This is a genomic window from Mesorhizobium sp. M0306 (assembly GCF_040321655.1).
Taxonomy (GTDB): domain Bacteria; phylum Pseudomonadota; class Alphaproteobacteria; order Rhizobiales; family Rhizobiaceae; genus Mesorhizobium.
The window spans coordinates 17,017-41,946 of record NZ_JAMYRY010000027.1 but is presented as its reverse complement, the minus strand read 5'-3'; the positions used below and the strand labels follow the sequence as shown (position 1 = coordinate 41,946).

Annotated in this window: 22 protein-coding genes and 3 pseudogenes; 15 read left to right on the top strand and 10 right to left on the bottom strand. The window is 60.0% G+C overall.

The genetic code is table 11. From position 1 onward, the window contains the following. Positions 1-71: 71 nt before the first annotated feature. The 4 genes and pseudogenes from NKI95_RS26930 (at position 72) to NKI95_RS26915 (ending at position 3,952) form a co-directional block, all read left to right on the top strand. Positions 72-1,100 (top strand): sulfate ABC transporter substrate-binding protein, encoded by a 1,029-nt coding sequence (locus NKI95_RS26930; RefSeq protein ID WP_023722473.1) that lies wholly within the window; start codon positions 72-74, stop codon positions 1,098-1,100. Between the two features lie 12 nt (positions 1,101-1,112). Continuing rightward, a pseudogene (gene cysT / locus NKI95_RS26925) lies at positions 1,113-1,963 on the top strand (sulfate ABC transporter permease subunit CysT). Continuing rightward, positions 1,956-2,840 (top strand): sulfate ABC transporter permease subunit CysW, encoded by an 885-nt coding sequence (gene cysW / locus NKI95_RS26920; protein WP_352720497.1) that lies wholly within the window; start codon positions 1,956-1,958, stop codon positions 2,838-2,840. Before cysT ends, cysW begins: the two are co-directional and overlap by 8 nt. Positions 2,841-2,911: 71 nt before the next feature. Next, positions 2,912-3,952 (top strand): sulfate/molybdate ABC transporter ATP-binding protein, encoded by a 1,041-nt coding sequence (locus NKI95_RS26915; protein WP_352720495.1) that lies wholly within the window; start codon positions 2,912-2,914, stop codon positions 3,950-3,952. 11 nt (positions 3,953-3,963) lie between these two features. Here NKI95_RS26915 and NKI95_RS26910 read toward each other — a convergent pair. Further along, positions 3,964-4,216: pseudogene (locus NKI95_RS26910) on the bottom strand (GNAT family N-acetyltransferase); the annotation flags it as partial. 360 nt (positions 4,217-4,576) lie between these two features. Between NKI95_RS26910 and NKI95_RS26905 the strand changes: the two are divergent. Next, positions 4,577-5,179: a sulfotransferase family protein gene (locus NKI95_RS26905; RefSeq protein WP_352720494.1), complete on the top strand. Its 603-nt coding sequence runs from the start codon at positions 4,577-4,579 to the stop codon at positions 5,177-5,179. 279 nt (positions 5,180-5,458) lie between these two features. On the opposite strand, the gene NKI95_RS26900 is transcribed toward NKI95_RS26905, so the two are convergent. The 4 genes and pseudogenes from NKI95_RS26900 to NKI95_RS26885 all read right to left on the bottom strand — a co-directional run bounded on the left by NKI95_RS26900 (position 5,459) and on the right by NKI95_RS26885 (position 10,485). Continuing rightward, positions 5,459-5,995 (bottom strand): recombinase family protein, encoded by a 537-nt coding sequence (locus NKI95_RS26900; RefSeq protein WP_352720492.1) that lies wholly within the window; start codon positions 5,993-5,995, stop codon positions 5,459-5,461. A 331-nt stretch (positions 5,996-6,326) separates the two neighbouring features. After that, positions 6,327-8,153 carry a heavy metal translocating P-type ATPase gene (locus NKI95_RS26895; protein ID WP_352720490.1) on the bottom strand — a complete coding sequence of 609 codons (1,827 nt, stop codon included), beginning with the start codon at positions 8,151-8,153 and terminating at the stop codon, positions 6,327-6,329. Positions 8,154-8,276: 123 nt separating this feature from the next. Continuing rightward, positions 8,277-8,561 (bottom strand): annotated as a pseudogene (locus NKI95_RS26890) (transposase); the annotation flags it as partial. Positions 8,562-9,120: 559 nt separating this feature from the next. Beyond that, the gene (locus NKI95_RS26885; protein WP_352720488.1) at positions 9,121-10,485 is read right to left on the bottom strand and encodes a hemolysin family protein; all 1,365 of its coding nucleotides are present in this window, start codon (positions 10,483-10,485) and stop codon (positions 9,121-9,123) included. Between the two features lie 411 nt (positions 10,486-10,896). Between NKI95_RS26885 and NKI95_RS26880 the strand changes: the two genes are divergently transcribed. From NKI95_RS26880 to NKI95_RS26845, 8 genes are all read left to right on the top strand, one after another. Further along, positions 10,897-11,571: a response regulator transcription factor gene (locus NKI95_RS26880; protein ID WP_352720486.1), complete on the top strand. Its 675-nt coding sequence runs from the start codon at positions 10,897-10,899 to the stop codon at positions 11,569-11,571. After that, complete coding sequence (locus NKI95_RS26875; protein WP_352720484.1) at positions 11,558-12,964, top strand: sensor histidine kinase; 1,407 nt, start codon at positions 11,558-11,560, stop codon at positions 12,962-12,964. Before NKI95_RS26880 ends, NKI95_RS26875 begins: the two co-directional genes overlap by 14 nt. Continuing rightward, on the top strand, positions 12,961-14,064 hold the full coding sequence (locus tag NKI95_RS26870; protein WP_352720482.1) for an ABC transporter substrate-binding protein: 1,104 nt from the start codon (positions 12,961-12,963) through the stop codon (positions 14,062-14,064). The genes NKI95_RS26875 and NKI95_RS26870 overlap by 4 nt, the downstream gene beginning before the upstream one ends. Before the next feature lie 208 nt (positions 14,065-14,272). Continuing rightward, the gene (locus tag NKI95_RS26865; RefSeq protein ID WP_352720480.1) at positions 14,273-15,376 is read left to right on the top strand and encodes an ABC transporter substrate-binding protein; all 1,104 of its coding nucleotides are present in this window, start codon (positions 14,273-14,275) and stop codon (positions 15,374-15,376) included. A gap of 120 nt (positions 15,377-15,496) precedes the next feature. Next, a complete protein-coding gene (locus tag NKI95_RS26860) occupies positions 15,497-17,167 on the top strand; it encodes an ABC transporter permease (protein WP_352720478.1) in 1,671 nt (556 codons plus the stop codon). Further along, on the top strand, positions 17,160-18,224 hold the full coding sequence (locus NKI95_RS26855) for an ABC transporter ATP-binding protein (protein WP_352720476.1): 1,065 nt from the start codon (positions 17,160-17,162) through the stop codon (positions 18,222-18,224). The genes NKI95_RS26860 and NKI95_RS26855 overlap by 8 nt, the downstream gene beginning before the upstream one ends. Positions 18,225-18,556: 332 nt before the next feature. After that, positions 18,557-19,564 (top strand): AI-2E family transporter, encoded by a 1,008-nt coding sequence (locus NKI95_RS26850; RefSeq protein ID WP_352720474.1) that lies wholly within the window; start codon positions 18,557-18,559, stop codon positions 19,562-19,564. Positions 19,565-19,853: 289 nt separating this feature from the next. After that, on the top strand, positions 19,854-20,396 hold the full coding sequence (locus NKI95_RS26845; RefSeq protein ID WP_352720471.1) for a hypothetical protein: 543 nt from the start codon (positions 19,854-19,856) through the stop codon (positions 20,394-20,396). A gap of 37 nt (positions 20,397-20,433) precedes the next feature. On the opposite strand, the gene NKI95_RS26840 is transcribed toward NKI95_RS26845, so the two are convergent. Both NKI95_RS26840 and NKI95_RS26835 read right to left on the bottom strand, forming a co-directional pair. Next, positions 20,434-20,610, bottom strand: coding sequence for a hypothetical protein (locus NKI95_RS26840; protein WP_352720469.1), 177 nt, complete (start codon positions 20,608-20,610; stop codon positions 20,434-20,436). A gap of 202 nt (positions 20,611-20,812) precedes the next feature. Continuing rightward, on the bottom strand, positions 20,813-20,953 hold the full coding sequence (locus tag NKI95_RS26835) for a hypothetical protein (protein ID WP_352720468.1): 141 nt from the start codon (positions 20,951-20,953) through the stop codon (positions 20,813-20,815). A gap of 399 nt (positions 20,954-21,352) precedes the next feature. Between NKI95_RS26835 and NKI95_RS26830 the strand changes: the two genes are divergently transcribed. Continuing rightward, positions 21,353-21,997, top strand: a complete 645-nt coding sequence (locus NKI95_RS26830) for a DUF1007 family protein (protein WP_502909267.1) — start codon at positions 21,353-21,355, stop codon at positions 21,995-21,997. Beyond that, the gene (locus tag NKI95_RS26825; RefSeq protein WP_502909261.1) at positions 21,990-22,730 is read left to right on the top strand and encodes a HoxN/HupN/NixA family nickel/cobalt transporter; all 741 of its coding nucleotides are present in this window, start codon (positions 21,990-21,992) and stop codon (positions 22,728-22,730) included. Before NKI95_RS26830 ends, NKI95_RS26825 begins: the two co-directional genes overlap by 8 nt. A 164-nt stretch (positions 22,731-22,894) precedes the next feature. Here NKI95_RS26825 and NKI95_RS26820 read toward each other — a convergent pair whose 3' ends face one another. From NKI95_RS26820 to NKI95_RS26810, 3 genes are all read right to left on the bottom strand, one after another. Beyond that, positions 22,895-23,683, bottom strand: coding sequence for a hypothetical protein (locus tag NKI95_RS26820; protein ID WP_352720466.1), 789 nt, complete (start codon positions 23,681-23,683; stop codon positions 22,895-22,897). An 11-nt stretch (positions 23,684-23,694) separates the two neighbouring features. Beyond that, the gene (locus NKI95_RS26815) at positions 23,695-24,351 is read right to left on the bottom strand and encodes a HupE/UreJ family protein (protein WP_352720465.1); all 657 of its coding nucleotides are present in this window, start codon (positions 24,349-24,351) and stop codon (positions 23,695-23,697) included. A 129-nt stretch (positions 24,352-24,480) separates the two neighbouring features. Continuing rightward, a complete protein-coding gene (locus NKI95_RS26810) occupies positions 24,481-24,864 on the bottom strand; it encodes a hypothetical protein (RefSeq protein ID WP_352720463.1) in 384 nt (127 codons plus the stop codon). Between the last annotated feature and the right edge of the window lie 66 nt (positions 24,865-24,930).

Genomic DNA, 24,930 nt, shown 5'->3' with positions numbered 1-24,930 from the left:
AAAAGGCAACATTGAATGCATCTAAATTCTATCAAATCGGTAGATTTGGCGCGAGTTCAACGGAGGCGGAAATGACCAAACCTCATTTCAGGAAACTGCTCGGCGCGCTGGTCGCCACATCTGTCCAGTTCGGCACGCTCGGTTTCGCGTTTGCCGATACCACCATTCTCAATGTGTCCTATGACCCGACGCGTGAGCTCTACAAGCAATTCGACCAGGCCTTCGCCGCTCACTGGGAGGGCGAGACGGGCGAGACCGTCACCGTCCAGCAGTCGCATGGCGGATCCGGCGCCCAGGCGCGCGCCGTGATCGACGGCCTCGACGCCGACGTGGTGACGCTGGGGCTGCAAGGCGACATCGACGCGATCGTCTCGAAAACGAAGAAGATCAATCCCGACTGGCGGACGAAGTTCGAGAACAATTCGGCTCCTTATACCTCGACCATCGTCCTCCTCGTCCGCAAGGGCAACCCGAAGGGCATTCACGATTTTGGCGATCTCACAAAGGACAGCGTCCAGGTGATCACGTCCAATCCCAAGACCTCCGGTGGTGGCCGGTGGGCCTACCTCGCGGCCTGGGCCTGGGCCAACACCAACGATGGCGGCGATGAAGCCAAGACCAAGGAATTCGTCGGCAACCTCTATTCCCATGTTCCGGTGCTTGACACCGGCGCGCGTGGCTCTACCGTGACCTTCGCGCAAAAGGGCCTTGGCGACGTGCTGATCGCCTGGGAAAACGAGGCCTATCTGGCGCTGGACGAGTTCGGCGCCGATCAGTTCGAAATCGTCATCCCGCCGACCTCGATCCTCGCCGAACCGCCGGTCGCCGTTGTCGACGCCAATGTCGATGCCAAGGGCACACGCAAAGTTGCCGAAGCCTATCTGGGCTATCTCTATTCCAAGGAAGGCCAGACGATCATCGCCAAGAACCACTACCGTCCGGCGAAGCCCGACCTGGTGCCTGCGGAGGATCTCGCCAAACTGCCGGAAATCAAGCGGATCAGCATCGACGATCCAATTTTCGGCGGATGGACGAAGGCGCAGCCTTACCATTTCGGCGACGGTGGTATATTCGACCAGATCTACAAGCCAGCGCAGTAAGATAAAATCTAGATCAGGACGACACCCGCCAAGGCGGGGTGGCGGTTCAGACAGCCGAGCGTCATTCCGGGTTTCGGATTGACGCTCGGCTTCTCGCTTGCCTACCTCACGCCATCATCCTCATCCCCCTCTCAGGGTTGGTCTGGCGATCGGCGGCGCTCGGCTGGACCGATTTCTGGGCGATCGTCACCGATCGCCGTACCATCAACGCGCTTGAAATCAGCTTCGGTACCTCCTTCATTGCCGCCGCCGTCAACGTCGTCTTCGGCACGATCGTCGCCTGGGTGCTGGTGCGCTACAGCTTTCCCGGCCGCCGCATCGTCGATGCCATGGTCGACCTGCCCTTCGCGCTGCCGACGGCGGTCGCCGACATCGCGCTGACCGCGCTCTACGCGCCGAATGGCTGGGTCGGCAGCCTATTGGCGCCGCTCGGCATCAAGGTCGCCTACACGCCGCTCGGCATTGTCATCGCGCTGATCTTCATCGGCCTGCCTTTCGTCGTGCGCACCGTCCAGCCAATCATGGAGGAGATCGACAAGGAGGTCGAGGAAGTGGCCGCCACCCTTGGCGCCAACCGCTTCCAGATCAACGCCCGGGTTCTGCTTCCGGGCCTCGCGCCAGCCATTGTCACCGGCTTCGCGCTGGCCTTCGCGCGCGGCGTCGGCGAGTACGGTTCCGTCATCTTCATCGCCGGCAACCTGCCGTTCAAATCCGAGATCGCGCCGCTTCTGATCGTCATCCGGCTGGAGGAATATAATTACGCCGCGGCGACCGCGATAGCGGCGATCATGCTGGCGCTCTCCTTCGTCATGCTGCTGGTCATCAACCTGGTGCAGACCTGGAGCCGTAAACGCTATGGCTGACCCGGAGATCAAATCCTACGCGCCGCACCACGAAAGCCGGTCGCCGGCGGTGACCGAGAGCCGGCCGGCGCAAGCCGTGCTGATGGTGGTGACGTTTGCGTTCCTCGCCATTTTCCTGCTCCTGCCGCTGATAATCGTCTTCAAGGAAGCTTTCGCCAAAGGGATCGAGGCCTACACACAGGCGCTGAGCGAACCGGACACGCGCTCGGCGATCCGCCTGACGCTTCTGGTCGCGGCGATCTCGGTGCCGCTCAACATCGTCTTCGGTATTTCCGCCGCCTGGGCGATCGCCAAGTTCGAGTTCAAGGGCAAGGCGTTCCTGACCACACTGATCGACCTGCCGTTTTCGGTCTCCCCGGTCATTTCCGGCCTGGTCTATGTACTTCTGTTCGGCGCGCAAGGCCTGCTCGGCGCCTGGCTCAAGGCGCATGGCATCGTCATCCTGTTTGCCGTGCCGGGCATCGTGCTGGCCACCGTCTTCGTCACCTTCCCCTTCGTCGCCCGCGAATTGATCCCGCTGATGCAGGAACAGGGCAATGGCGACGAGGAGGCTGCCCTGTCGCTCGGGGCCAACGGCTGGCAGGCGTTCTGGTACGTGACGTTGCCCAACGTCAAATGGGGATTGCTCTACGGCGTGTTGCTGTGCAATGCCCGTGCCATGGGCGAGTTCGGCGCGGTCTCGGTCGTGTCGGGCCACATACGCGGGCTAACCAACACCATGCCGCTGCATGTCGAAATCCTTTATAACGAGTACAATGCCGCCGCCGCCTTTGCCGTCGCTTCGCTGCTTGCCGGCCTGGCGCTCGTCACGCTGGTCTTGAAAACACTTCTCGAGATGCGCTACGGCGCCGAGATCGCCGCGACGCGCGGACACTGACAAATGCATGTCGCCCAAAAGTGTGTAGCGGTTTTGGGACAACGACATGCATCGACAAAAAGAGACGGTTGATGGAAGTTCGCGTTGTCAACGTGCGCAAGGAGTTTGAGCGGTTTCCGGCCCTGCACGACATCTCGCTCGACATCAAGTCGGGAGAACTGATCGCCCTGCTGGGACCTTCCGGTTCCGGCAAGACGACGCTGCTCAGGCTGATTGCCGGCTTGGAGCGGCCGACCCGCGGAAAGATCTTCTTCGGCGAAGAGGATGCGTCCCAAAAGTCGATTCAGGAGCGCAATGTCGGCTTCGTCTTCCAGCACTACGCGCTGTTTCGCCATATGACGGTCGCCGACAATATCGGCTTCGGACTCAAGGTCCGGCACGGGCCGTCACGCCCGTCGGCGAAGGAAATCCGCCGCCGCGCCTCGGAACTCCTCAACCTCGTTCAGCTTTCCGGTCTGGAAAAACGCTATCCGGCACAGCTTTCGGGCGGCCAGCGCCAGCGCGTGGCGCTAGCCCGCGCCATGGCGATCGAACCGGCCGTGCTTTTGCTCGACGAGCCGTTCGGCGCGCTCGATGCGCAGGTGCGCCGCGAACTGCGCCGCTGGCTGCGCGACATCCACGACGCCACCGGCCACACCACGGTCTTCGTCACCCATGACCAGGAAGAGGCGCTGGAGCTTGCCGACCGCGTCGTGGTGATGAGCCAGGGCCGCATCGAGCAGGTCGGCACCGCCGACGAGATCTACGACACACCGAATTCGCCCTTCGTCTATGGCTTTATCGGCGAATCGAGCTCGATCCCCGTCAAGGTCGAGGACGGCCAGGTCTGGATCGTTGACCGCCCGATCGGGCTGTCCGCGCCGCAGGCGCCGCAAGGCGCAGCGACGCTGTTCTTTCGCCCGCACGACGTCGATCTGGTGGAAGAATGCAACGGCTGCATCGCCGGCACGGTCGCCGCCAGCCGCCGCGTTGCCGATACCAGGCGGGTGGAACTCGAAATCGGCGGCGAGCGCCAGCGGGTCGAGATCGAGCTGCCCGTCGACCATCCGGCGGCGCAGAAAAGCCGGGTGGCATTCAGGCCGCGGCGCTGGAAGCTGTTTCCGGCTGCTTGATTACGAGGCGATTACCAACTTGTGCACAACAAGACGTTTCGGCCCGCTCTTTCAACGCGCCTTAGCGAGAGCACAAGGGTCATCGGATTTTTCGGGAAAGCCGCAAAGCCGTAGTGCTCGTAGAAGGCTTTCGCTTCGTCCGATATGGCATGAACAAGAAGGCCGCGAATCCCGAGGATCGTCGCGGCGTAACGCGGTGCGCAGAACGGCGTCTTGCAACAGCGCGGCGCCTAACCCCTTGCCTTGCCAGCTTGTGTCCACGCTGCTCGAATGTCGCGCGGTCGACGTCGAGCAGCCTGATGGAGCAGGTCTGCACGGCCTTGCCGTTCAAGATGGCTTTGGTCACCGCGATCACGTTCCCGGCGGAAACTCGCCGTCGGTTGTCTCCCATCCCTGAAAGGCATCCACGTCATCGACCGGAGCAAGCGCTGCATCAGCGGATAGTGGTGTCGATGCACGCGTCTTTCGCCACAGCGGCGCCAGGAGCCACCATTCCCGGCGCTTCTCCAATACTGACCTTCGCGCGCTACGGCTTGAGGCGATTCGGAGCTGACCTTCAAAGATAATAGCGAATTAAAGAAAACAGCGGTATTTTGACCGATTGAAATCTCCTTGGGGGTGCTCATGGCTCTATATGTCATTGGCGCAGGCATGGGTCGCACTGGCACATATTCGCTGAAGCTCGCGTTGGAGCATCTTGGGTTCGGGCCGTGTCATCACATGGCAGATGTCCACGCCAATCCCGAGCAGAAGGCGCTGTGGCGCGCCGCCGGCCAGGGACAACTCTCGACCTGGGATGCGGCATATGCCGGCTATCTTTCCGCGGTCGATTGGCCAACAGCGCATTTTTGGCGCGAAGTGAGTGACCACTACTCTGATGCAAAGGTTATCCTGACAGTTCGTGACCCGGAAGCCTGGTATGACAGCATGGCGCAAACAATAGGACTCACGATGGATGCTGCTACCAATGATCCACAGTCCTTTGGTGTGGCGGTGGTTGGAAACACTGTCTTTGGCGGTCGATTTGATAACCGTGATCACGCAATCGCTGTCTATGAAGCACATAACGCTTCCGTGAAATCAACGCTGCCACCTGAACGCCTTCTTACTTATCAGGCCTCCGAAGGGTGGGAGCCGCTTTGTGCCTTTCTCGATGTACAGTTGCCTTCCGAACCGTTTCCACGCACCAATTCGACTGCCGAATTTCGTGCTCGCATAGGGCGCTGAACGGCGGTTTTCCACCCCGGCCGGACCTTCCCGAGCCTCATCAGGCAATCTGATGTCTGAACGCACGAACCGACCACGTGCGCCAGTAGCAGTCATCCGATCGGACGAATCGAATGACCGCTTTGGCTAGTTCGGTTCGAATTCTTTTGCTCCAGGATGTGTTCCGCCGAACCAACCACGTAGGCAGCTGGTACAATACCAATAACTGCAGGCCGGGGGTACGCGTCCGAGGAGGGCCGGTGCGTACGTCGCTGCGAAAGCGGCCAATTGGACCCACAATCAGCGAACATTCATTTTCGTCTGAGCGCCGATACGTCTCACAGTGGCCCTATGAACTCGGAAGATGCGAGCAATCTCGGCGGCGGGTGGACCATCATTCAGCATGCCGATGATTTCGGAGCGCTGATCGGACGTGAGTTTTGGGCGACGACCACCTTTTCGCCCGCGCTCCCTGGCCGCTTGAAGCCCCGCCATGGTGCGTTCCCGTACGATGGCTCGCTCGAATTCCGCGAAAGAACCGAGCATCCGCATCATCATGCGGCCTGCCGTCGTGGTCGTGCCGATTGCCTCGGTCAGTGAGCAGAACCCGGCGCCGGCGGCCTCGATCTTCTCAAGGATAAGGAGCAGATCCTTGAGTGACCGCATCAGTCGGTCTGGTTTCCGGACAACCACGATATCGCCTTCTTCGAGCTCGCCCAGAAGCCGATCGAGCTCGGGTCGATCCCAGCGTCCTCCAGATGCTCGCTCCTCCGCGAGCCGCTTGCAGCCGGCGGCTTTGGCACCGCAGACAGGCCTACGCGCTTCTCTGGAAGCCATACTTGGCCTACTCTGTCAGGGGATCAGATGAGTCGCTCGTCACGAAAACGACGATCAAAGGATCGAAGAAATCGCTGGGTCGTCAGGCGCAGCGCGATATTTGGAGATAACGATGAATTTCACGGACAGGCGCCTCTGGTACGGTGTGGCAGCCGTGATCGTGGTGCTGTTTGTGATCGGGTATGCGGCTGGGTGGTTTGGGGGCACACCGCCACCAGCGCCACAGCAGTAAGCGTACTCTGGTTGCGGTTGCCCGGTTTCGTGGACGATGCGAATTGGACGCGTTTGTCGTCCAAAGAACTGCAAGCGCCTTAGGCTCCAAAGAGATGCGCTAAACATCTTGGATTCGAACGCGCAGCAGTTTTGCCGAATTCAGGAACACCAGGACATCTGGCCCCAAGTGCAAAATCGCTGCCTGGATAGGACCGATCCAGCCCATGAGCGCTGCGGCAATGCCCAAAACGTGCACAACACCGACACCGACAAAGATATTTTCCTGAATTGTCCGGTAAGCGCGTCGCGCAATCGCGCGCGCGCTGACAATTCTTGCCAGGTCATCCTTCATCAATGCGATGTCGGCGGCTTCCAGCGCTGCCTGCGTGCCGCCGCCGCCCATCGCAATGCCGACATCGGCGCGTGCCAGCGCCGGCGCGTCGTTGATCCCGTCGCCGACCATCGCCACGCGATGGCCCTGCTTTTGCAGTTCGGCGATGGCGGCGACCTTGTCCTGCGGCATCAGATTGGCACGCACTTCATCCACGCCGAGCTCGTTGGCGATGGTCCGCGCTGTGGCCTCATTGTCACCCGTCACCATCACCATGCGCTTGACCCCGGTTGCACGGAGCTTTGCCAGCGCTTCGCGCGCACCTGGTCGCAATATGTCGGCAATCAGAATCACACCCGCGAATTTCCCATCGACCGCGACGTGAACCGGCGTCTGTCCGCCCTTTTCGATCGCATCGGAAAGCGGCACGCCGGCCTCGCGCAGCAACGATGCATTCCCGACCAGCACGGTGCGTCCGGAGACCGTCGCCTTCACACCGCGCGCCTGCAACTGCTCGTACTGCTCCGGTTCCGGGACATCGATTTTCATCCGGGCGGCATAGTTGACGACCGCTTTCGCCAAGGGGTGAGCGGAGCGCCGATCGGCGGCGGCGGCAAGGCTGAGCAGATCAGCTTCCGAAAGCGTGCCGTCCTGCATCTCCACGCCGACAACCTCGGGCTTGTTCGCCGTCAGGGTGCCTGTCTTGTCGAACACCAGGACGTCGACCTTGGCCAAAGACTCCAGATAGACGCCCCCCTTGACCAGAATTCCACTGCGTGCGGCTCGCGCAATGGCTGCGATAATCACCAGAGGAGTCGCCAATCCGAGTTCGGCAGGCGATGTGAAAATCAGCAGAGTGACGATCATCCGAACGTCGCGGGTATAAAGATAAACCGCAACGAGGAAGATCAGCACGACCGGGATCAGCCATGACGCGACCTTATCCGCCAGTTTCTGGACGGGTGCCTGTTCCGCTTCGGCATTCTCGACCAGACTGATGATGCGGGCAAAGGTGGTGTCGGCACCAACCTTCTCGGTCTCGATGTCGAGGGCGCCGGATTCGACGAAGGTTCCGGCAAAGACATCGGCGCCGTCGGTTTTGTCGTTCGGAATGCTCTCTCCTGTAATCGATGCTTCGTTGACCGAAGCCGCTCCACCGACGACGATGCCGTCGACCGGAATCTTCTCGCCGGCCCGCACCAAGACAACATCGCCCGCGCGCAAATTTTCGATCGGGACCATGCGTTCGCCACCTGCGTCCCGCACAAGTGCCACCTGGGGCACCGAGCCGATCAGGTCTTTGATCGAGGCTCGCGCACGATCCATATTCACATCGGCAATGAACTCCGCGATCAGAATGATCACCATGAGGACCGCGCCGGCGACGGTCTCGCCTCCGATCAGCGCTACCACCGTAGCGATGGTGACGAATATCTCGGTACCGATCTTGCGCTCTTTTACCAGGTCAACGGCGCCGGTTTTGACAAGCGGATACAAGCCGATGGCAACCGCCCCCCACAAAGCTTGAATGGGAATCAGCTGTTGCCAGTACAGAAAGGCCATCAGGCCGGTAAATATAATGCGAGCGACTTCGGTCCAACGTTCGCGTGTCATCAACACTCGCCAACCCGATGGAACAGCCTTAGCCGCCGGCTCAACGCTTTCGGTGGCTGCTGTCTCGGATTTCATGATTGGCTCGCTATCTGGATTGCGGTCTTGGCTTGAAGCGTGAGCGCATCAGGATCGTGTCCCAGGGAGTGGTGTAGTTGACGGCTTGGTCGCCGCAGCTTCCGGCATGGGCCGGGAATGATCAGCGCGCCACAGCAGGCTGATGAGCGGATCATCGCTCATTTGGCTGCTGGTTTCCAGCGTAATGTATCTCGCCCGCTGCACGGCCCATTCATCGTTCTGCTCGAGCAGGATCGCGCCAACCAGACGGACGATAGCATCATCATTTGGGAAGATGCCGATGACCTCGGTGCGCCGCTTGACCTCGCCGTTGAGGCGCTCGATCGGGTTGGTAACCGGTATGATCATGACGGTGCCATCTGATCCCCCGCTGGAGATGCGAGATTTTCAGCGCATGTGTGACCATCCGGGACAGCGGCACCGGGAGCACGCCAAGGTGCGGGCAGGCCGATGTATTCGATAAGCTGCGAGCTCGCGTTAGTAGCTGGCCGCCCCTGCGACCTGCCCGGTTGCGCCGAGAGCGCGGATCCGTAGGTGTCGCGTCGCCCGCCGGCTCCCGATTGTTCAAGGAGAGAGGGGACAATGACGTGTAATTGGAATGGCTATCCACCGCACCTTTGCGGAAGTGGTTTTCTGCGAAGATGGCCGGCTGCGCCATCACGGACGGGTCGACATGACCCGCTCCGGACTGGAGGGATTTGGCCGCAGCTTGAACAGGACGGACGAGGTCGTTGTCGAGGTGACCGGCAACGCCATGGGGGTGGTGCGAGTGCTTTCGCCTTTCGTCGACCGGGTGATGGTGCATCAGTGTCAGTCACGTTGGATCACGCAGGATACAGTTGGTTCGCGGGCACCGGCGACCTCGACGAGGCCATGGCGGCCTATTCATGGCCTATGTTCTGAGCCCATCTACCTCCGATGTTTCTTGCCGCCCCGTGGGAGAGTTCCTTCGTGCGAGCAGTTTGTCGATCCGCCGGCCATCCATGTCCACGATCTTGAAATGCCAGCCGCCATAATCAAAATGTTCCCCGACCTCAGGCAGATGCCCTAGTCGAAACAGGGCAAATCCTGCGATCGTATGGAAGTCGCCTTCAGTTGGCCGTGCTCGAAAACCAAGGCGATCGAACGCGTCCTGGGCCGACATCATACCATCCACGAGAAGGGAGCCGTCTTCACGCTCGACGACATCCGGCTCTTCGCCTTCGATGTTGGGCAGGTCGCCGGCGATGGCTTCGAGCAAATCGGTCTGGGTAACAATTCCTTCCAGACTTCCGTACTCGTCGAGGACCATTGCTATGCGGACGGGCGCCTTCCTGAACTGCTCCAGCACTTTGAAAATCGGCGTTGATTCATGAACGACGAGCGGCTCACGGATGATCGCCATCGGATCGAGAACCTGCCCGTCAAGAACCTGGTCGAGCATGTCCTTCTTCAGAACCATGCCGAGCAGTTCATCGATACCGCCCTTGCCAACAAGGAGCTGCTCATGGCGGCAATCGCGGATCGTACGAAGAGTCTCGGTTCGGTCATCATTCACGTCGATCCAGTCGATATCCGGCCGAGGCGTCATGATGTCACTGATGCGGCGCTCGCCGATATTGAAGACCCGCTCGACCATCTCCCGCTGCGCCTGCTGCAACAGGCCGCCTTCCTGACTGGCCGAGATCAGAAGCTTCAGCTCGTCTGGCGAGTGCAATGAATCCTCACCGGTTCCCGGGCGCAGGCCGCAGAGTCGCAGAACGAGGTTGCCGAGACCATTCAGCATTAGAATCGCCGGCCTGAGCAGAAAGAGGAACAGACCGAGCGGACGCACGACCCAGAGCGCAGTGTCTTCGCTGCGCTGGAGCGCCAGACTCTTTGGTGCGAGCTCGCCAAGCACGATGTGAAGCGCGGTGATGATGATGAAAGCGATCGCGACGGCGACAGTGTGTGAGCCCGCAGTCGCCAACGACCCGAGCAGCCCGATCAAGAGAGGCTCGACGAGATGCGCGAGAGCAGGTTCGCCGATCCAGCCGAGTGCCAGCGATGAAATGGTGATGCCGAGCTGGGTCGCCGCCAGATTGGCATCGAGATTGTCGACGGCCCGCTGGAGCGCTGCCGCGTTCAGCCGCCCAGCCGCAGCGAGTTCGGCAACTCGGCTTCGGCGCACGGCGACCAGGGAAAACTCGGCGGCGACAAAGAAGCCGTTTGCGGCCACGAGTAGGAGGACCGACAAGATTCCAAGAATGTCGCTCAAACTGCCATCGCCTGTCGGCATCATATCCTCTTAATGACGCAATTGGATACTTCTCTGAAGCGCAAATGATGGCATTGCGCAATCGCTATCAGCATACGATCGCCAGAAGCATAATCCCCTGATGGCGATGGTGGTGCATCTACTAGCGACTGATCACGGTGCGGTCGAATACGTTGAATGCGGCAAAGTGCGCGGTCCAGCCTGGCTTGCAGCGCGGGTCATGTACCGACGCGCCCCGTTCTTGGCGTGTATGCGCAGATCACATGAAGGCAGCCGCCATCACGCAGCCCGTCGATAAAGCTCAAATGATTGGGCTTGAACTGCTGACGGTAACAGGGCTGAAGCCAACGCGTGATCTGCAGATGATGTCAAGCGCCTCTCCGCAAAGAGGTGACGCTTGATAGGCGGCTGCTTCCGTGCAAATGCTCCGGCATGCGAATTCTCCTCGTCGAAGACACGCGCGACGTTGGCGAGGCTATCAGCCGCCGCTTCGAAACGATCGGCCACGCAGTCGATTGGGAGACGGACGGCCGTGCTGCCGCAGAGATCCTCGATTTCACCTCCTACGATCTCGTCATCCTCGACGTCATGCTGCCCAGCCTCGACGGGTTCGAAATCGTTCGACGGCTCCGGCAGGCAAGGAATACGACCCCGGTTCTGATGTTGACGGCCCGTTCCGAGATAGAGGACCGCGTTGGCGCGCTCGATCTCGGCGCCGACGACTATCTGGTCAAACCGTTCGATTTCCGGGAATTGGAAGCGCGCGCCCGTGTTCTGCTCCGGCGGAAAAGCGGCGAGGCGACCAACATCGTACAGTGTGGCGATGTCGTGCTCGACCGCGGCAGCCGCTCAGTGCGAGTAGGCAGGCGCGAGGTGCAATTGAAACGACGCGAGATGACGTTGCTTGAGATACTGGCCTCGCGGCCAGGCCGCGTCTTCAGCAAAGATGAACTTATCGATCAGCTTTTCGGGTTTGACGAGCCGGCCAATCAGAACGCGATCGAACTTTATGTCGGGCGGCTGCGCAAGAAGCTGGAAGGCGCCAAGGCGCAGATCGTTACCGTGCGGGGCGTGGGATATCAGCTGGCTTCCGATGATACCGGCTGAGCCTTCCCTTTTCACGCGCCTGGCGGTCCGCATATCGCTGGTGCTGGGCCTGGGTGCGGCTCTTCTGGTGAGTGCGGCGTCGTACTACGCACGTACCGCCGCCGATAACGCCTATGACCGGCTTCTGCTTGGTGCGGCCATCCAGATGGCAGACAGCCTTACGGTTGAATCCGGTTCGCTCATCATCAACCTGCCGGTATCAGCTTTTGAACTCCTGGGCCTCGCCAGCCGCGATCGCATCTTCTATCGCGTGATCGGCCCTTCCGGCGCGACGCTGACAGGTTATTCCGATCTGCAAACAGAAGTTGATCTGGCCGCAATACACGATGTCCCGGTATTGGAATCGGCGCATTATCGCGGCGAACCGGTTCGGATTGCGGTGGTGGCGCGCGCACTGTCCGATCCAGCCGTATCCGGTTGGGCGCATGTCATCGTTGGGCAGACCACGGAAGCCCGCCGCGCGCTCGCGAGTGAATTGACTCTCAGGGCGACCATCCTCCTGGCGATCATGAGCATATTGGCATTGGCTGGAGCGATGATTGCTATTCGCTATTCTCTGCAACCGGTCAAGCATCTCGGAGCGACGCTCCGCCGTCGCGATCCACAAGACCTGACGCCGGTAACGGTCGTCGTACCGAGAGAATTGCGGCCCTTCGTTACTTCCATCAATTATTTCATGAGTCGGCTCGACGAGCGCGTGAAACTCCTGCAGCGCTTCATCGCCGACGCGGCGCACCAGATCAGAACGCCGCTGACAGCGCTAACGGCGCAGCTCGATCTGTTGAGTCAAGCCAAGCTGGACAAGTCGAGCCGCCAGCATCTCGATCGCGTACAGCAGCGCGCCAGCGAACTTGCGCGCCTGACCAACCAGTTGCTCAGCCACGCCATGGTCATCCATCGTGCCGATTCCGTGCAGCTTCAGCCGCACGGTCTGGCAGATGTCGCACGGCGCGCTTTCCGTGCGGCGGTTCCGATAACTATCGATCCGGACATCATCGTCTCCTTCGAGGCGCCTGACGACGAGCCGGTCGTGCTTGCGGACGCCGTCAGCCTTCGCGAAGCGATCGTCAATATCATCGACAATGCCTTGCGCCATGGAGTGGTGTCGCGCCTTGAGGTCAGAGTACGCAGCGACGGTACGCGTGCCCATCTCGAGGTCGAAGATGACGGACCGGGCATTCCGCCGGGCGAGTGGGAGCGGGTCACGCAGCGCTTCGAAACGTCCAAATCTCATGACGGCAGCGCAGGTCTTGGTTTCGCCATCGCGTCGGAGGTTGCGGCGGCTCACGGTGGCGCGCTGACCTTTCGCGAGACAAGCAAGGATGGCGGGAAGGGCACGCAAGGGTTCACCGTCACCTTGACGTTGCCCATCGCCACGGAGAAGACCCGATGATAGCGGGAACATTGCCGACATTCGGTTTGATGGCTGCGGTCGTCTTATGCATCGGTCACGCGGCAAGAGCGGCTGAAGGAAGCAGCGCATTTTTCCCTTCGTCTCAGCCGGAGAAGGACCGACTGTCGATCCACGCCGCGACCGATCTGGCGGCTATGGAACCACTGATCCGGGATTTTCAGTCCGTTTTCCCCAACGTGGCAGTCGACTATGTTGAATATGTCACCAACGACTTGCAAAGGAGTGCCAGTGAAGCCTGTCGGACGGACGCGGTGCTGGGCGACATCTTGTTGTCTCCGTCGGTCGACCAACTCGTGAAGCTCGCCAATGACGGCTGCGCGGCGCCGCACGTGTCGGCCGAAACCGCGCATGTCGCCAATTGGGCAAACTGGCGCGACGAGGTATTCGGCTTTACCTACGAACCGGCCGTCTTCGTCTATAACGCCCGCCTCGTGCCGTCCGGCGACGTACCGCGCACCCACATCGAACTCGCCGATCTTCTCAGGCGGCGGATCGATTTTTATCGCGGACGGGTCGGAACGTTCGACATCCGACTTTCGGGCATCGGCTACCTATTGGCGTTCAGTGATGCGCGGCAGACGACGGCGGTCTACGGTCGGCTTCTGGAAAGCATGAGCCGAGCGGAAACTGTGGTGCGTTGTTGCACCGCGGAGACCCTTCAGGACGTTGCAAACGGGAGCCTATATATAGGCTACAATATGATCGGGTCATATGCCTACGCCGCGGCCAGGGGCAATTCCGATTTGAGGGTCGTTGTCCCGCGGGACTATGCGCTGATACTCAGTCGTGGCGCGCTCATTCCGAAGACGGCGCCGAATATGGGCGTTGCCAATCGATTTCTCGACTACCTTCTGTCAGCCCGGGGACAGAAGGTTGCCAGGGATAGCGCCTTCTTCTTTGCCGAGAACGGGCAATTGCCTGAGGGAGCGGACGGCCCCGAAAAACTTGGGGAGTCTGGTATCGCGCGCGCCATACGCATCGGCCCTGCGTTACTTGCCGTACAGGACGAGGCGTTGCGCCGCCGCTTCATCGAGGATTGGAGCAAGTCCATGATCGATGCGCAGGGCCAGCGACCGTGACGCGTAGGATGCCGCCCCAAGATTTCAAAAATTCGGCAATACGTCGATGTGGCCGATCCGGCTGTCGTCGACAATCTGATCACGACCCATCGGGCCTAGTCGGCTGAGCAAACCTCGACATCGCCGTGACAGGTTGGTGACAGGTCAGGATGATACTCGCCTTTGTGCCTGGAGGAGTACGATTTAGGCGAACTTGGAGGAGACCCTAATGAAAAATCGTCTTGCGACGATGATGGCCGCGTTTTCGCTGTCAGCCGCTTTCGCGACGCTTGCCGCCGCTGCCGAGATCCCCGCCGGGTATCCGGAGAACTACAAGGATCTGGTGGCCGCCGCCACCGCGGAAGGACACCTCAGCATCTATTCGACGACCGATGCGGCGCTGGTCCAACCCTTGCTCAAGGACTTCGAAGCAGCATTCCCCGGCATCGCCGTCGAATATTCCGACCTCAATTCCACCGAACTCTACAATCGCGTCATTGCCGAAACCGCTTCGGGCCAAGGCACGGCAGATGTCGCATGGTCTTCGGCTCCGGATCTGCAGATCAAACTTGCCTCAGACGGCTATGCGCAGGAATACAAATCCGTGGAGGCGGCCCACCTTCCGGCCTGGGCGTCCTACAAGGACATGGTCTATGGTACCACCGCCGACCCGGTGACTTTCGTCTACAACAAGCGTCTCGTGCCTGAAGGCGATGTTCCCGCAACCCACGCCGATCTTCTCAAGCTGATGACCGGGAAGACCGCAGAATATGATGGCAAGATCGCGTCCTACGATCCGGAAAAATCCGGTGTCGGCTTCTATTTCTACAACCAGGACGCCAAGAACTGGACCGATTCCTGGGCGCTTAACAAGGCTTTTGGCAAGGCCCATATCAAGCTCTACAGCTCCGCCGGCTCGATGATCGAGAAGGTCACGTCTGGCGAACATTCCATCGCCTATGGCATCTTCGGCTCATATGGCCTCGCCAAGCAGGCCAAGGACGAGAACCTCGGTGTGATAATCCCGAAGGACTATGTCCTGGTGACCACCCGCGCCACCGTCATTCCGGCGGAAGCCCAGGATCCCAATGCTGCGAAGCTATTCGTAGACTATCTGCTGTCGGCGCGCGCGCAGAAGCTGATCGCCGACGACATCAAGCTCTATGCCGTTCGTGATGACGTTGAAGGGGCAACCACGCTGGCGTCCATAAAGGCCGCCGCCGGTGAAAACGTTCACCCGATCGCGCTCGACGACAAGCTGCTCGAAGGTCTCGACGAGACGACACGGCTGGCGTTCCTCAACGAGTGGCAGAAAGCCATGAAGGGCGAGTAATCGCTTGATCGGGAGTGCCTCCACAGTCGGCTCTCTCACCCTTCTTGCTATTAAGAATCATCGGAACGGCGCGCTTGCGCTCTTGCTAGCGGACGGCCCCCGGCTTTGTTCGAGGCGATCATGCCCTTCCGTGTCTTTCGTGTCAGCACCAACCTCCTCGCCATCCTGGTGGTGCTGGCACCGGTCACCCTGATCATTTATCAGAGTTTTCTGTCCGCGCCTTTCTTCCAGAAAACCGCGCATCTGTCGCTGAACGCCTACAGCTTCATCCTCGCGGACGCGGATTTCTGGCTAGCGCTGACGACTTCGCTCAAGCTCGCGGTGGGCATGACGGTGATCGCAGTTCCGGTGGGAATCCTGCTGGCGTTCATCATCGTGCGCACCGACGTGCCGGGCAAGCGCTGGCTGGAGCCGATCATCCTGATCCCGGTTTTCATGTCGGCGGTGGTGCTGGCCTTCGGCTATGTGATGACACTGGGACCAGTCGGCTTCGTCTCGCTGGCGGTCAAGTCGATGATCGGCTACGTGCCCTGGAATGTCTATTCGGTGACGTCGATCGCGATCATTGCCGGGCTCACCCATGTCCCACATGTCTATCTCTATGCATCGGCGGCGCTCCGCAACGTTGGCGCCGACCTCGAAGAGGCGGCACGCACCGCCGGCGCTGGCCCTTGGCGCGTCGCCGCCAGTGTGTCGCTGCCCATGGTGATGCCGGTGGTGCTCTATGCGGCGGTTCTGGTGTTCTTCCTCGGTTTCGAACTTTTCGGCCTGCCGCTGGTGCTTGGCGATCCGGAAGGCGTGCTGGTTCTCGCCACCTATCTCTACAAGCTCACCAACAAGCTCGGTGTTCCTTCCTACCAGTTGATGGCCGTAGTGGTGGTGGCGATCATCATGATCGCGCTGCCGCTGGTGGTGCTGCAGCGCTACATGCTGCGCAACGCCAGCCGCTATGTGTCCGTCAAAGGCAAGGGCAGTCGGCACAGCCCCATCCGGCTGGGCGCTCTTCGCTGGCCGGCCTTCGCGCTTGTGGTGGCCTGGTTCGCGGCCACCGTGATCATACCGGTGGGCGGTGTCGCAATTCGTTCACTGGTGACAAGCTGGGGCGTCGGGGTGAATATCTTCGAGGTGCTGACGTTGGATCACTATCGCGATCTCGCTGACTATCCGAATGTCGTCAGCGCCATTGTCAACACGGTCGGCGTCGCGGTGGTCGGCGGCGCGGCTTCGATCGCGGCCTATACTGCCGTGGCACTCGCCGGTCATCGCTCGAGCGCACCCCTGACCAAAGTCGTCGACTACGTGGCCATGATACCGCGGGCGATGCCGGGCATTGTGGCTGGCCTCGCCATGCTGTGGATATTTCTGTTCTTCAAGCCGATCGCACCCCTGCGCGCCACGATGATCTCGGTATGGCTCGCCTATACCATTGTGTGGTTCGCCTATGGCATGCGGCTGATTTCCGGAACGCTCCTGCAGATCGGCAAGGAGCTCGAGGAAGCCGGCCGGTCAGTTGGTGCCAGCGAGGGCCAGGTTGCCAGGGACATCACGCTGCCGCTCATCCGCGGCGGCATGTTCTCAGCCTGGCTATTAATCTTCCTGATTTTCGCCCGTGAATATTCGACGGGCGTCTATCTGCTCGGACCGGGAACCGAAGTGATCGGCTCGCTCATGGTTTCCCTTTGGGGCACCGGCGCGATCGATCTGGTCTCGGCTCTCGCCGTCATCAACACCGTCATCATCGTGACCGGTCTTGCCCTCGCGATGCGCTTTGGAGTCCGCCTCAATGACTGACATCATCATAGACGGCCTGCGTCTCAGTTACGGCCACCTTGAAATCCTGAAAGGTGTGTCCTTTTCGGTCGAACCGGGTCAGATCGTCGCCTTGCTCGGCGCGTCCGGGTCCGGCAAGACGACGCTCTTGCGAGCGGTCGCCGGCCTGGAGACACCCAACAGCGGCAAGATACTGCTCGGTGACAAGCCGCTTTTCGATGCCGGGCAGAACATCAATCTGGCGCCGGAAACGCGCGGTCTCGGGCTGGTATTCCAGTCCTATGCGCTGTGGCCGCATCGGACGGTGTCCGAGAATGTGGGTTATCCCCTGAAGCTGCGCAAAGTGTCCCAGGCAGATGTTGCGAGCCGCGTCCAGAAGGCTTTGGACAGCATCGGCCTCGGCAAACTGGGCGAGCGCTATCCGCATCAGCTCTCCGGCGGACAGCAGCAGCGCGTGGCGCTGGCCCGTGCGCTGGTCTACGAGCCGAACGTGATTCTGCTCGATGAGCCGCTGTCCAATCTGGACGCCAAGCTACGCGAAGAAGCGCGGCTCTGGCTGCGCCGCCTCATCACCAATCTCGGGCTATCGGCGCTGTGCGTCACCCATGATCAGGTGGAAGCGATGGCGCTCGCCGACCGCATCCTGCTGCTCAACGGCGGCCAGATCGAACAGGACGGAACGCCCAAGCAAATCTATAACAAGCCGAAGAGCCTGTTTGCAGCAGAGTTCATGGGTGCCAGCAATCGCCTTGACGGCGTGGTCACCGCCATCAACGGCAACCGTGCGGAAATTGTCGTGAACGGCATCCATCTTGTGGGCAGTGCCCAGCAGGAGTTGACCGTCGGCGCCAAAGTCACCGCACTCGTCCGGCTTGAGCGGGTGACATGGTCCGGGGAGGACGGCCCTGGACGTATCGCCATGACCTGCGTCGAGAGCCTTTTCCTTGGCGATCGGCATGAAGTCATTTTCGAAAGCAATGACCTGACTATCCGGACCTATTCCCGGGACGCCCTTCCGTCCGGCCAATACCATGTCGAGTTCCGGTTCGAGGATCTGATGGTCTTCGCGGCGGAATGAACTTCGGCGTTCACCACGAAGAGGATCATTCTTGCCAACCGGCATAAACATTCTCGAGCGGCTGACCTGCCACGGGCAATTTCCTCCATCTGAGATTAAAGTCCGGCCTCGATTGAAGGGCGGACTGATGAAGAGAATGCGGTTTACGGAAGAGCTGATCATCGCGGTCTGCGTGAGCATGAGGCGGGGCAAGCGGGCGACCTGGCGCGCAAGCATGGGATCTGCGAGGCGGTTAGCCTTACACACGTGTTGAACGCGTGTTCGCTTGCGCATCACCCGGTATCAAAGCTAATGAAACCCGGAGAGGACTTGGCTGCTTCTGCAGGTGAAAAGTGCTGACTTTCTCATGGTTCTATCTCGCGTCGTGCCTGCTTGCGCTTATAGCGCTCGTCGCCGTTCTCGACCTCGGACTGCTTCCGGCACTGCTTTCGGGCCTTCTCGTGTTCAACATCGTTCATTTCGCCGCACCGATGCTCCATCGAATCGGCGTCTCCAACAGCCTGACGAAAAGCCTTGCGCTGACCTTGGTGGCATTGATCTTCACTCTCCTGGTAGCCGCCGCTATCTTTAGCGGCATGTCGCAATTGACTGGCGGTTCGGAGAACGTCGTGACGCTCCTCAAGAAGATGGCCGAGATCATCGATACCGCGCGCGTCCATCTCCCATCCTGGGCGATGGCCTATTTTCCGTCGAACATCGAGGAACTGGAAGTCTTCGCGGCCCGGTGGCTCCGCGAACATGCCGGCCAGCTTCAACTCGTTGGGCGGGATGTTGGCGTCCTGGTGGTCCACATTGTCGTCGGCATGGTGATCGGCGGCTTGATCGCGGTGAGCTCGGCGGCGCCATCGCGCGAGCCCGGCCCACTGGCGGTCGCGCTGGCGGATCGTGTCAACATTCTGAGCAAGGCCTTTCGCAACATCGTGTTCTCGCAAATCCGGATTTCGGCGTTGAATACGTTTCTGACGGCGGTCTATCTCGTCGCTGTTCTGCCGTCCTTCGGCATCGATCTGCCATTCATCAGGACAATGATAGCGCTGACTTTCGTCGCCGGCCTTCTGCCGGTCATCGGCAATCTGATCTCCAACACGGTGATCGTGGTTGTCAGCCTCAGCATCTCCTTCCTTGCAGCGCTCGGCTCGCTTGCTTTTCTCATCATCATTCACAAGCTCGAATACTTCGTAAACGCCAAGATCATCGGTTCGCGGATCAATGCGCGTGCCTGGGAGCTTCTTCTGGCGATGGTTTTCATGGAAGCCTGGTTCGGTATGCCGGGTCTTGTCGCCGCGCCGATCTATTATGCCTATCTGAAGGCTGAACTGACGATGCGCGGGCTAATCTAGCGTTAGGGCAGGTGGCGATTTGACGACGCAAGCAAGGTTGCTGGGAAAACCGCGCAAATTTGGCCACTCGCTGAACAGCACCATCTGGTTAGTGAACCCTCAAGAGTTTCGTGACCGATTTGAAGGCCCCCGTTTAATAGCACGCCCACAGCAAAGACATTAGAAGGCGCGCTAAAACATAAATTGTCCGGAGGCATGTAATCTGCTAGTGTTTGATCACCGACAAACGGCTCTGGAAAGCCGTGCGTCCGACATCATGCACCAGATCAACTCAAACCGGAGAACGGCCATGAAACGGCTTCTGACGGTCGCTGCCCTTTTGGCGGCGGGCAGTTTGGTTACGATGCAAGGCGCAGCCGCCGACGACGCTGCGATGATCAAGAGCGCTGAATCCGCTGCACCCCCTGCCGTGGCAAGCGGCGCTGCGGTCTACGCCGCGGATGAAAAGGGCGCCATGCGCACCCTGCGCGAGGGCAAGAACGGCTTCTGGTGCATGCCGGACAACCCGGCCACGCCCGGCCCGGACCCAATGTGCGGCGATGCCAACTCGATGGAATGGGCGATGGCATGGATGGAAAAGAAGGAACCGCCCAAAGGCAAGGTGGGTTTCATGTACATGCTGTCTGGCGGTACCGATGGCAGCAACACCGATCCCTATGCGACGAAGCCCGAGGAAGGCAACAATTGGATAGAGACCGGTCCGCATGTGATGATCGTCAACGCCATGGATATGATGGCGGGCTATCCGGCCGACCCCAAGCCTGACACATCCAAGCCCTATGTGATGTGGCCGGGCACTCCATACGCACATCTCATGATCCCGGTTAAGTAGCTGAAATGGAGTCACGCGGGCGCCAACGCTTGCTTGACTAACGTGCCAGAGGGTCCATTTTTTGACCCTGCGGATTGCTCTGGCCTGCGGTGTGCTGATGTCGAAGCCCCTCTTTATCCCGGCGCTCGCTGCTATATGCCTGAGATCGCCGCTGGTGCAAGCCGATAATGTCGATCTGGCGTTGGAAGCTTTTCACGGTATTTGTCTTGCCCATGGACCTGACTTCGAACGAACCGTCCTGCGGCCAGGAGACGCGGATGGACTCCGTTGTCCGGCGACGCAGCACTTGCCCCCGTCGGTGACGTGGGCGCCTTCCAGGGCTGGGAGGCGACCGGTGACGACCTCCCGGCCAAAACCATGATCGCGGTGACAAAAGCCACTTGAATGGCAAGTCCGTGCAAACTTGCTCCATAAAGCTATTCGATGTCGAGCGCGCGGCATTCGAGGAGCGTTTCTTCGCCCGGACGGATGCCGAAACAATCGGCGAGGACAGAAACGGAACGCAAGTTTCCAAACTCTACATATTGACAGCCGGCAATCGCAAGCAGCTTGTCCATTTGACGTTCCGGAGGTCCCGGATTACGTCGAATACCATCATTGCAAGCTCGATCGCAGACGACTAGGGCGGATCAGCTGGTGTTATCTGCACGGACGCGGGGCTTTTTGCGTTTGCAAGGAACTCGCGATAAGAAGGCTCTGAATCGATCAGGAGCAGGAAATTGAGCGATCGGCAAAAGATCATCTGGATGATAGTGCTGGCAATCCTTGCTGGTATCGCGGTGATCATGCTCAAACATTGGCTGAAGGGCGACCTTGGGTAGCTGCCTCCTTAGATGAAGCAACACAGTCCTGATCGATCAAGGTTGGTATGGGCTTTGGCCCGTCCCATTTCGGCCTGCTTGCAATGGCAGGTGTCCTGCCTGATGCGGAATCGACGAGCGAAATGTGAGCGAAAAATGCAACTGACACGCATGGTATCCGGCGCGGCGCTGTTGCTCGCTTCCACCGCGGCAGCGAACGCCCATCCGCATGTGTTTGCCGAAGCGAAGCTGGACCTGACCGTCGGTCCAGACCACACGGTCAAATCGCTTCGGCATCTCTGGCGTTTCGACGACCTCTTTTCCAGCACCGTGCTGATGGAATTCGACAAGAATTCCGACCTTGTCCTTGATGCAAAGGAACTCGATGAAGTCGCTCTCACCGTCCATGCGTCGCTGGCCGAGTACAACTATTTTCAGATGGTGACCTTGAACGGCAAGGACGTGACGATGGCGCCACCGCCGAAGTTCAGCGTCAGCTATGAAAACGATCAACTCGTCGTCCAGTTCGAAACGCAGCCGAAGGACCCTTTGGCCCTAGCTGGAAAAGTCAGTATCGGTGTCTACGATCCGACCTTCTACACGGCAATCGATTTTACCGACGACGACAAGATTGCGGTGGCCGGTCTGCCGCAAGGCTGCTCACGTTCCGTCGTCCGTCCAGATCCGGACACGGCCATCGCGCAGAACCAGAAGAGCCTGACAGACGCGTTCTTCAGTGACCCGACGGGCACCGATCTCGGCAAGATTTTCGCGACGCGTCTTGAGTTGACGTGTGGTTGAGGCGGGCGGCTCGATCGTGTTTTTCCAGACCCTTGTTGAATTCCAACGCACAATCTACTTGGCACTGGCCGAGCAGATCAAACTGCTTGCGGCCGGCGGCGGTTGGCTGGCGTTCACGGCCTTTCTGCCGATGGGCATTCTGTTCGGTGCGGCGCATGCGCTGACGCCGGGCCATAGCAAGGCTGTCCTGGCCACCTATCTGGCAGGATCGGATGCCAGCGTCCGGCGTGGGCTTCTGGTGTCGCTGACACTCTCCTTCACGCATGTAACGATTGCCGTGCTGATCGCGGCGCTCTCGTTGCCGTTGGTATCGATTGCCCTGGGCAGTGTTGGCCGCGCCCCGCTGCTGGAAGACGTCAGTCGGGGCCTGCTTGGCCTGATCGGCATCTGGATGCTCTGGCGCGCATTGAGTCACGGCCATCACCACAAGCATGAGGGCGAGGCCGTCGGCGTCATGGCCGGCTTAATCCCCTGTCCGCTGACGCTTTTTGTGATGACCTTTGCGATATCCAGGGGCGTTCCGGTCGCCGGCATTCTTTTCGCAATCACCATGATGACCGGCGTGGCGCTGACGCTGTCTTGCGTTGCGGTGCTGTCGATCCTGTTTCGTGAACGTCTGGTGCATTTTTTTGATAGCCGGCCACGCCTGTTCGATGCCATTTCCCGAGCCATTGAGGGCGCTGCCGGCTTGGTGCTTGCCGGCGTAGCCGTTTGGCAGATCACGTCGGGCTGAAATGCCGTGAACCAGATCGAGCGATGGATCAAGACCCGTTTACCTGAAGGTCAGCCGTGTCTTCGTCGCGGCGCAAAGCTTCGACGCGCATCTGCGCTCGTCGGTGGAACAGACGGATAGGTGACGCCCGAGGCTCGAAGTGGCGCCGGGCGACCCTGTATGCGCTAGATCATACGCTTGATGTCGATGTAGTCGCCTTCAGCCTGGATCGTCAGGGTCACGTCGCTGCCACCGCGGTTGCGCCAGAACCAACCATGATTTCCATCGAAGGCGGCTTCAATGGCACCTTCGTCAGCTGGAACGCTGCGACCCTTTTCATAGCTGACGGACTGACCGCCGCCATCGCCGTGCGTCTCGAAGTTCACCACGCCGCCGTCAGCTGTCCAGGAAAAGTTTGCCTTGGCGCCCTGCCGCATCACGAGCTTGACTTCGGCACCCTGGCCTGGCGCCAACGTGAAGGATAGCTCGTCTTGCCTTCCATCTGGCTGGATCGGGGCTTCCGAGGTTGCTTCGGTGGCAGGCGTTGTAGCAATGGCCGGAGCCTCGGCAGGAGCGATCTCTCCAACTGTCACATTGTCTTGGGATACGGCCTCCCCAGTTGGCGACGGCTGCAAAGCAGGCCGTTCGGCGGTCAGGGCGACGAGGAGGTTTTCAATTCGGTCCATGCGCGCTATCAACTCGGCCGGAGGGACCATTTGCGTCATCCGCTCGGTTGGTGCCTTCGCGCTGGCCATTTCGTCGGCTGCCGCCTCGCCTGCCAGCTGTGTCTTGATTTCGCCCATATTGGTGAGGCCGAGCAATCTGCCTGCTCCGGTCGGGTCGATCGCATACTCGGACGGCATGACGACCGCGATGAGCAATGCGAAAGCCGTCAGCGCGGCAATGAAGGTGGAGCGCTTGAGCTGCGCTGACGTCGGCAAATCGGCGCGGCTGGGAAGGTCGGTGTTGTACATGATTCGGTTCCTTATGCGGTGACGAACAGGCCGGTGAGCTGATATCCGATCAGCAGGAAACCAGCCGTCATCATGATGACGTTTGCGGTATAGGCGTGGCGCCAGAAGCTACGTGTCCCACGCCAGTAGCCCATCACGATCAGGATGGCGCCAAGAGCCATGAGCTGCCCGATCTCGACGCCGACATTGAAGGCCAGAAGATTGGGCACCAGGCCGTCCGGCGAGATGTTGTATTCGATGATCTTCGTCGACAGGCCGAAACCATGGAACAAGCCGAAGACCAGCGTCGCGACCTTGGTGTTCGGCTGGAAGCCGAGCCATCTCTGGAAAGCGCCCATATTGTCGAGCGCCTTGTAGACCACGGACAGGCCGATGATGGCGTCGATGATGTAGCTGTTGATGCCGACGTTGAAATAGACACCGAGCAACATGGTCGTCGAGTGGCCGAGCGCGAACAGGCTGACATAGATACCGATATGCTTCATCCGGTAGAGGAAGAAGATCACGCCGAACAGGAACAAGATGTGGTCGTATCCGGTCACCATGTGCTTGGCGCCGAGATAGATGAAGGGCAGCACGTTGATGCCCGAGATTTCCTGGATGTAGCCCTTGTCGCCTGCGGCGACGGCATGGGCAAAGGCCGCTCCGGTCAGCAGCGGCAGGGTCATGAGAGCGATAAGCAGGGGCAGGGCGGGTCGCCAACACGTGCGACGCGAGCCTGTCCGGCCCCGGTCGAAGGGTCCTTGCATAAGATTTCCAATCTTCGTCGTTGAGGGTGGCCGCGTGAGCGGCCGCGATCATGCGGCGAGGAATGGTCTCGGCGGGCGCTCGAGCCGGAATGTCGTGCCCGGATCGATGAAAGTCGGCGGATAATTCAGCCAGCCCCGCTCGACCTGTGGAACGGTCGGTGCGAAGTCGGAGGGTGTACTCGCCGTCTCGTGCGAGTGGTCTGCCGCATTGTGCCCGTGAAAATGGTCAGAGCCCTGCTCACCCGAAACGCCATCATCGTGTGCATGGTCATGATCTTCGATCTGCGCGGCGGCTCCGCCGTGACGTTCAACCGCGGTGGCAATCGCGATCGGATCGTGTGAGGTCGAATAGCCGAAAGGACGGAGCACGCCGAGCATCATCGCTAAAGCGATGACCAGACAAAAAACTGTGCTGTGGATCCGATTCGGCATGAACGGCGATTATTCTCTAAAATCCTAACGAATGGTTTTTGCTACATTAAAATCGAGGCCTCTTTG

Excerpts from the sequence above, each read along its gene's own strand:
- NKI95_RS26815 (WP_352720465.1), bottom strand. The coding sequence starts at position 24,351 with ATGACCCTGCCGCTGCTGACCGGAGCGGCCTTTGCCCATGCCGTCGCC.
- NKI95_RS26820 (WP_352720466.1), bottom strand. The coding sequence starts at position 23,683 with ATGTACAACACCGACCTTCCCAGCCGCGCCGATTTGCCGACGTCAGCG.
- NKI95_RS26840 (WP_352720469.1), bottom strand. The coding sequence starts at position 20,610 with ATGGGCAAGACAAATACCGTGAAAAGCTTCCAACGCCAGATCGACATT.
- NKI95_RS26880 (WP_352720486.1), top strand. The coding sequence starts at position 10,897 with ATGCGAATTCTCCTCGTCGAAGACACGCGCGACGTTGGCGAGGCTATC.
- NKI95_RS26875 (WP_352720484.1), top strand. The coding sequence starts at position 11,558 with ATGATACCGGCTGAGCCTTCCCTTTTCACGCGCCTGGCGGTCCGCATA.
- NKI95_RS26835 (WP_352720468.1), bottom strand. The coding sequence starts at position 20,953 with ATGGACAAGCTGCTTGCGATTGCCGGCTGTCAATATGTAGAGTTTGGA.
- cysW (WP_352720497.1), top strand. The coding sequence starts at position 1,956 with ATGGCTGACCCGGAGATCAAATCCTACGCGCCGCACCACGAAAGCCGG.
- NKI95_RS26870 (WP_352720482.1), top strand. The coding sequence starts at position 12,961 with ATGATAGCGGGAACATTGCCGACATTCGGTTTGATGGCTGCGGTCGTC.
- NKI95_RS26900 (WP_352720492.1), bottom strand. The coding sequence starts at position 5,995 with ATGGCTTCCAGAGAAGCGCGTAGGCCTGTCTGCGGTGCCAAAGCCGCC.
- NKI95_RS26885 (WP_352720488.1), bottom strand. The coding sequence starts at position 10,485 with ATGCCGACAGGCGATGGCAGTTTGAGCGACATTCTTGGAATCTTGTCG.
- NKI95_RS26915 (WP_352720495.1), top strand. The coding sequence starts at position 2,912 with ATGGAAGTTCGCGTTGTCAACGTGCGCAAGGAGTTTGAGCGGTTTCCG.
- NKI95_RS26855 (WP_352720476.1), top strand. The coding sequence starts at position 17,160 with ATGACTGACATCATCATAGACGGCCTGCGTCTCAGTTACGGCCACCTT.
- NKI95_RS26930 (WP_023722473.1), top strand. The coding sequence starts at position 72 with ATGACCAAACCTCATTTCAGGAAACTGCTCGGCGCGCTGGTCGCCACA.
- NKI95_RS26830 (WP_502909267.1), top strand. The coding sequence starts at position 21,353 with ATGCAACTGACACGCATGGTATCCGGCGCGGCGCTGTTGCTCGCTTCC.
- NKI95_RS26865 (WP_352720480.1), top strand. The coding sequence starts at position 14,273 with ATGAAAAATCGTCTTGCGACGATGATGGCCGCGTTTTCGCTGTCAGCC.
- NKI95_RS26845 (WP_352720471.1), top strand. The coding sequence starts at position 19,854 with ATGAAACGGCTTCTGACGGTCGCTGCCCTTTTGGCGGCGGGCAGTTTG.
- NKI95_RS26810 (WP_352720463.1), bottom strand. The coding sequence starts at position 24,864 with ATGCCGAATCGGATCCACAGCACAGTTTTTTGTCTGGTCATCGCTTTA.
- NKI95_RS26905 (WP_352720494.1), top strand. The coding sequence starts at position 4,577 with ATGGCTCTATATGTCATTGGCGCAGGCATGGGTCGCACTGGCACATAT.
- NKI95_RS26860 (WP_352720478.1), top strand. The coding sequence starts at position 15,497 with ATGCCCTTCCGTGTCTTTCGTGTCAGCACCAACCTCCTCGCCATCCTG.
- NKI95_RS26895 (WP_352720490.1), bottom strand. The coding sequence starts at position 8,153 with ATGACACGCGAACGTTGGACCGAAGTCGCTCGCATTATATTTACCGGC.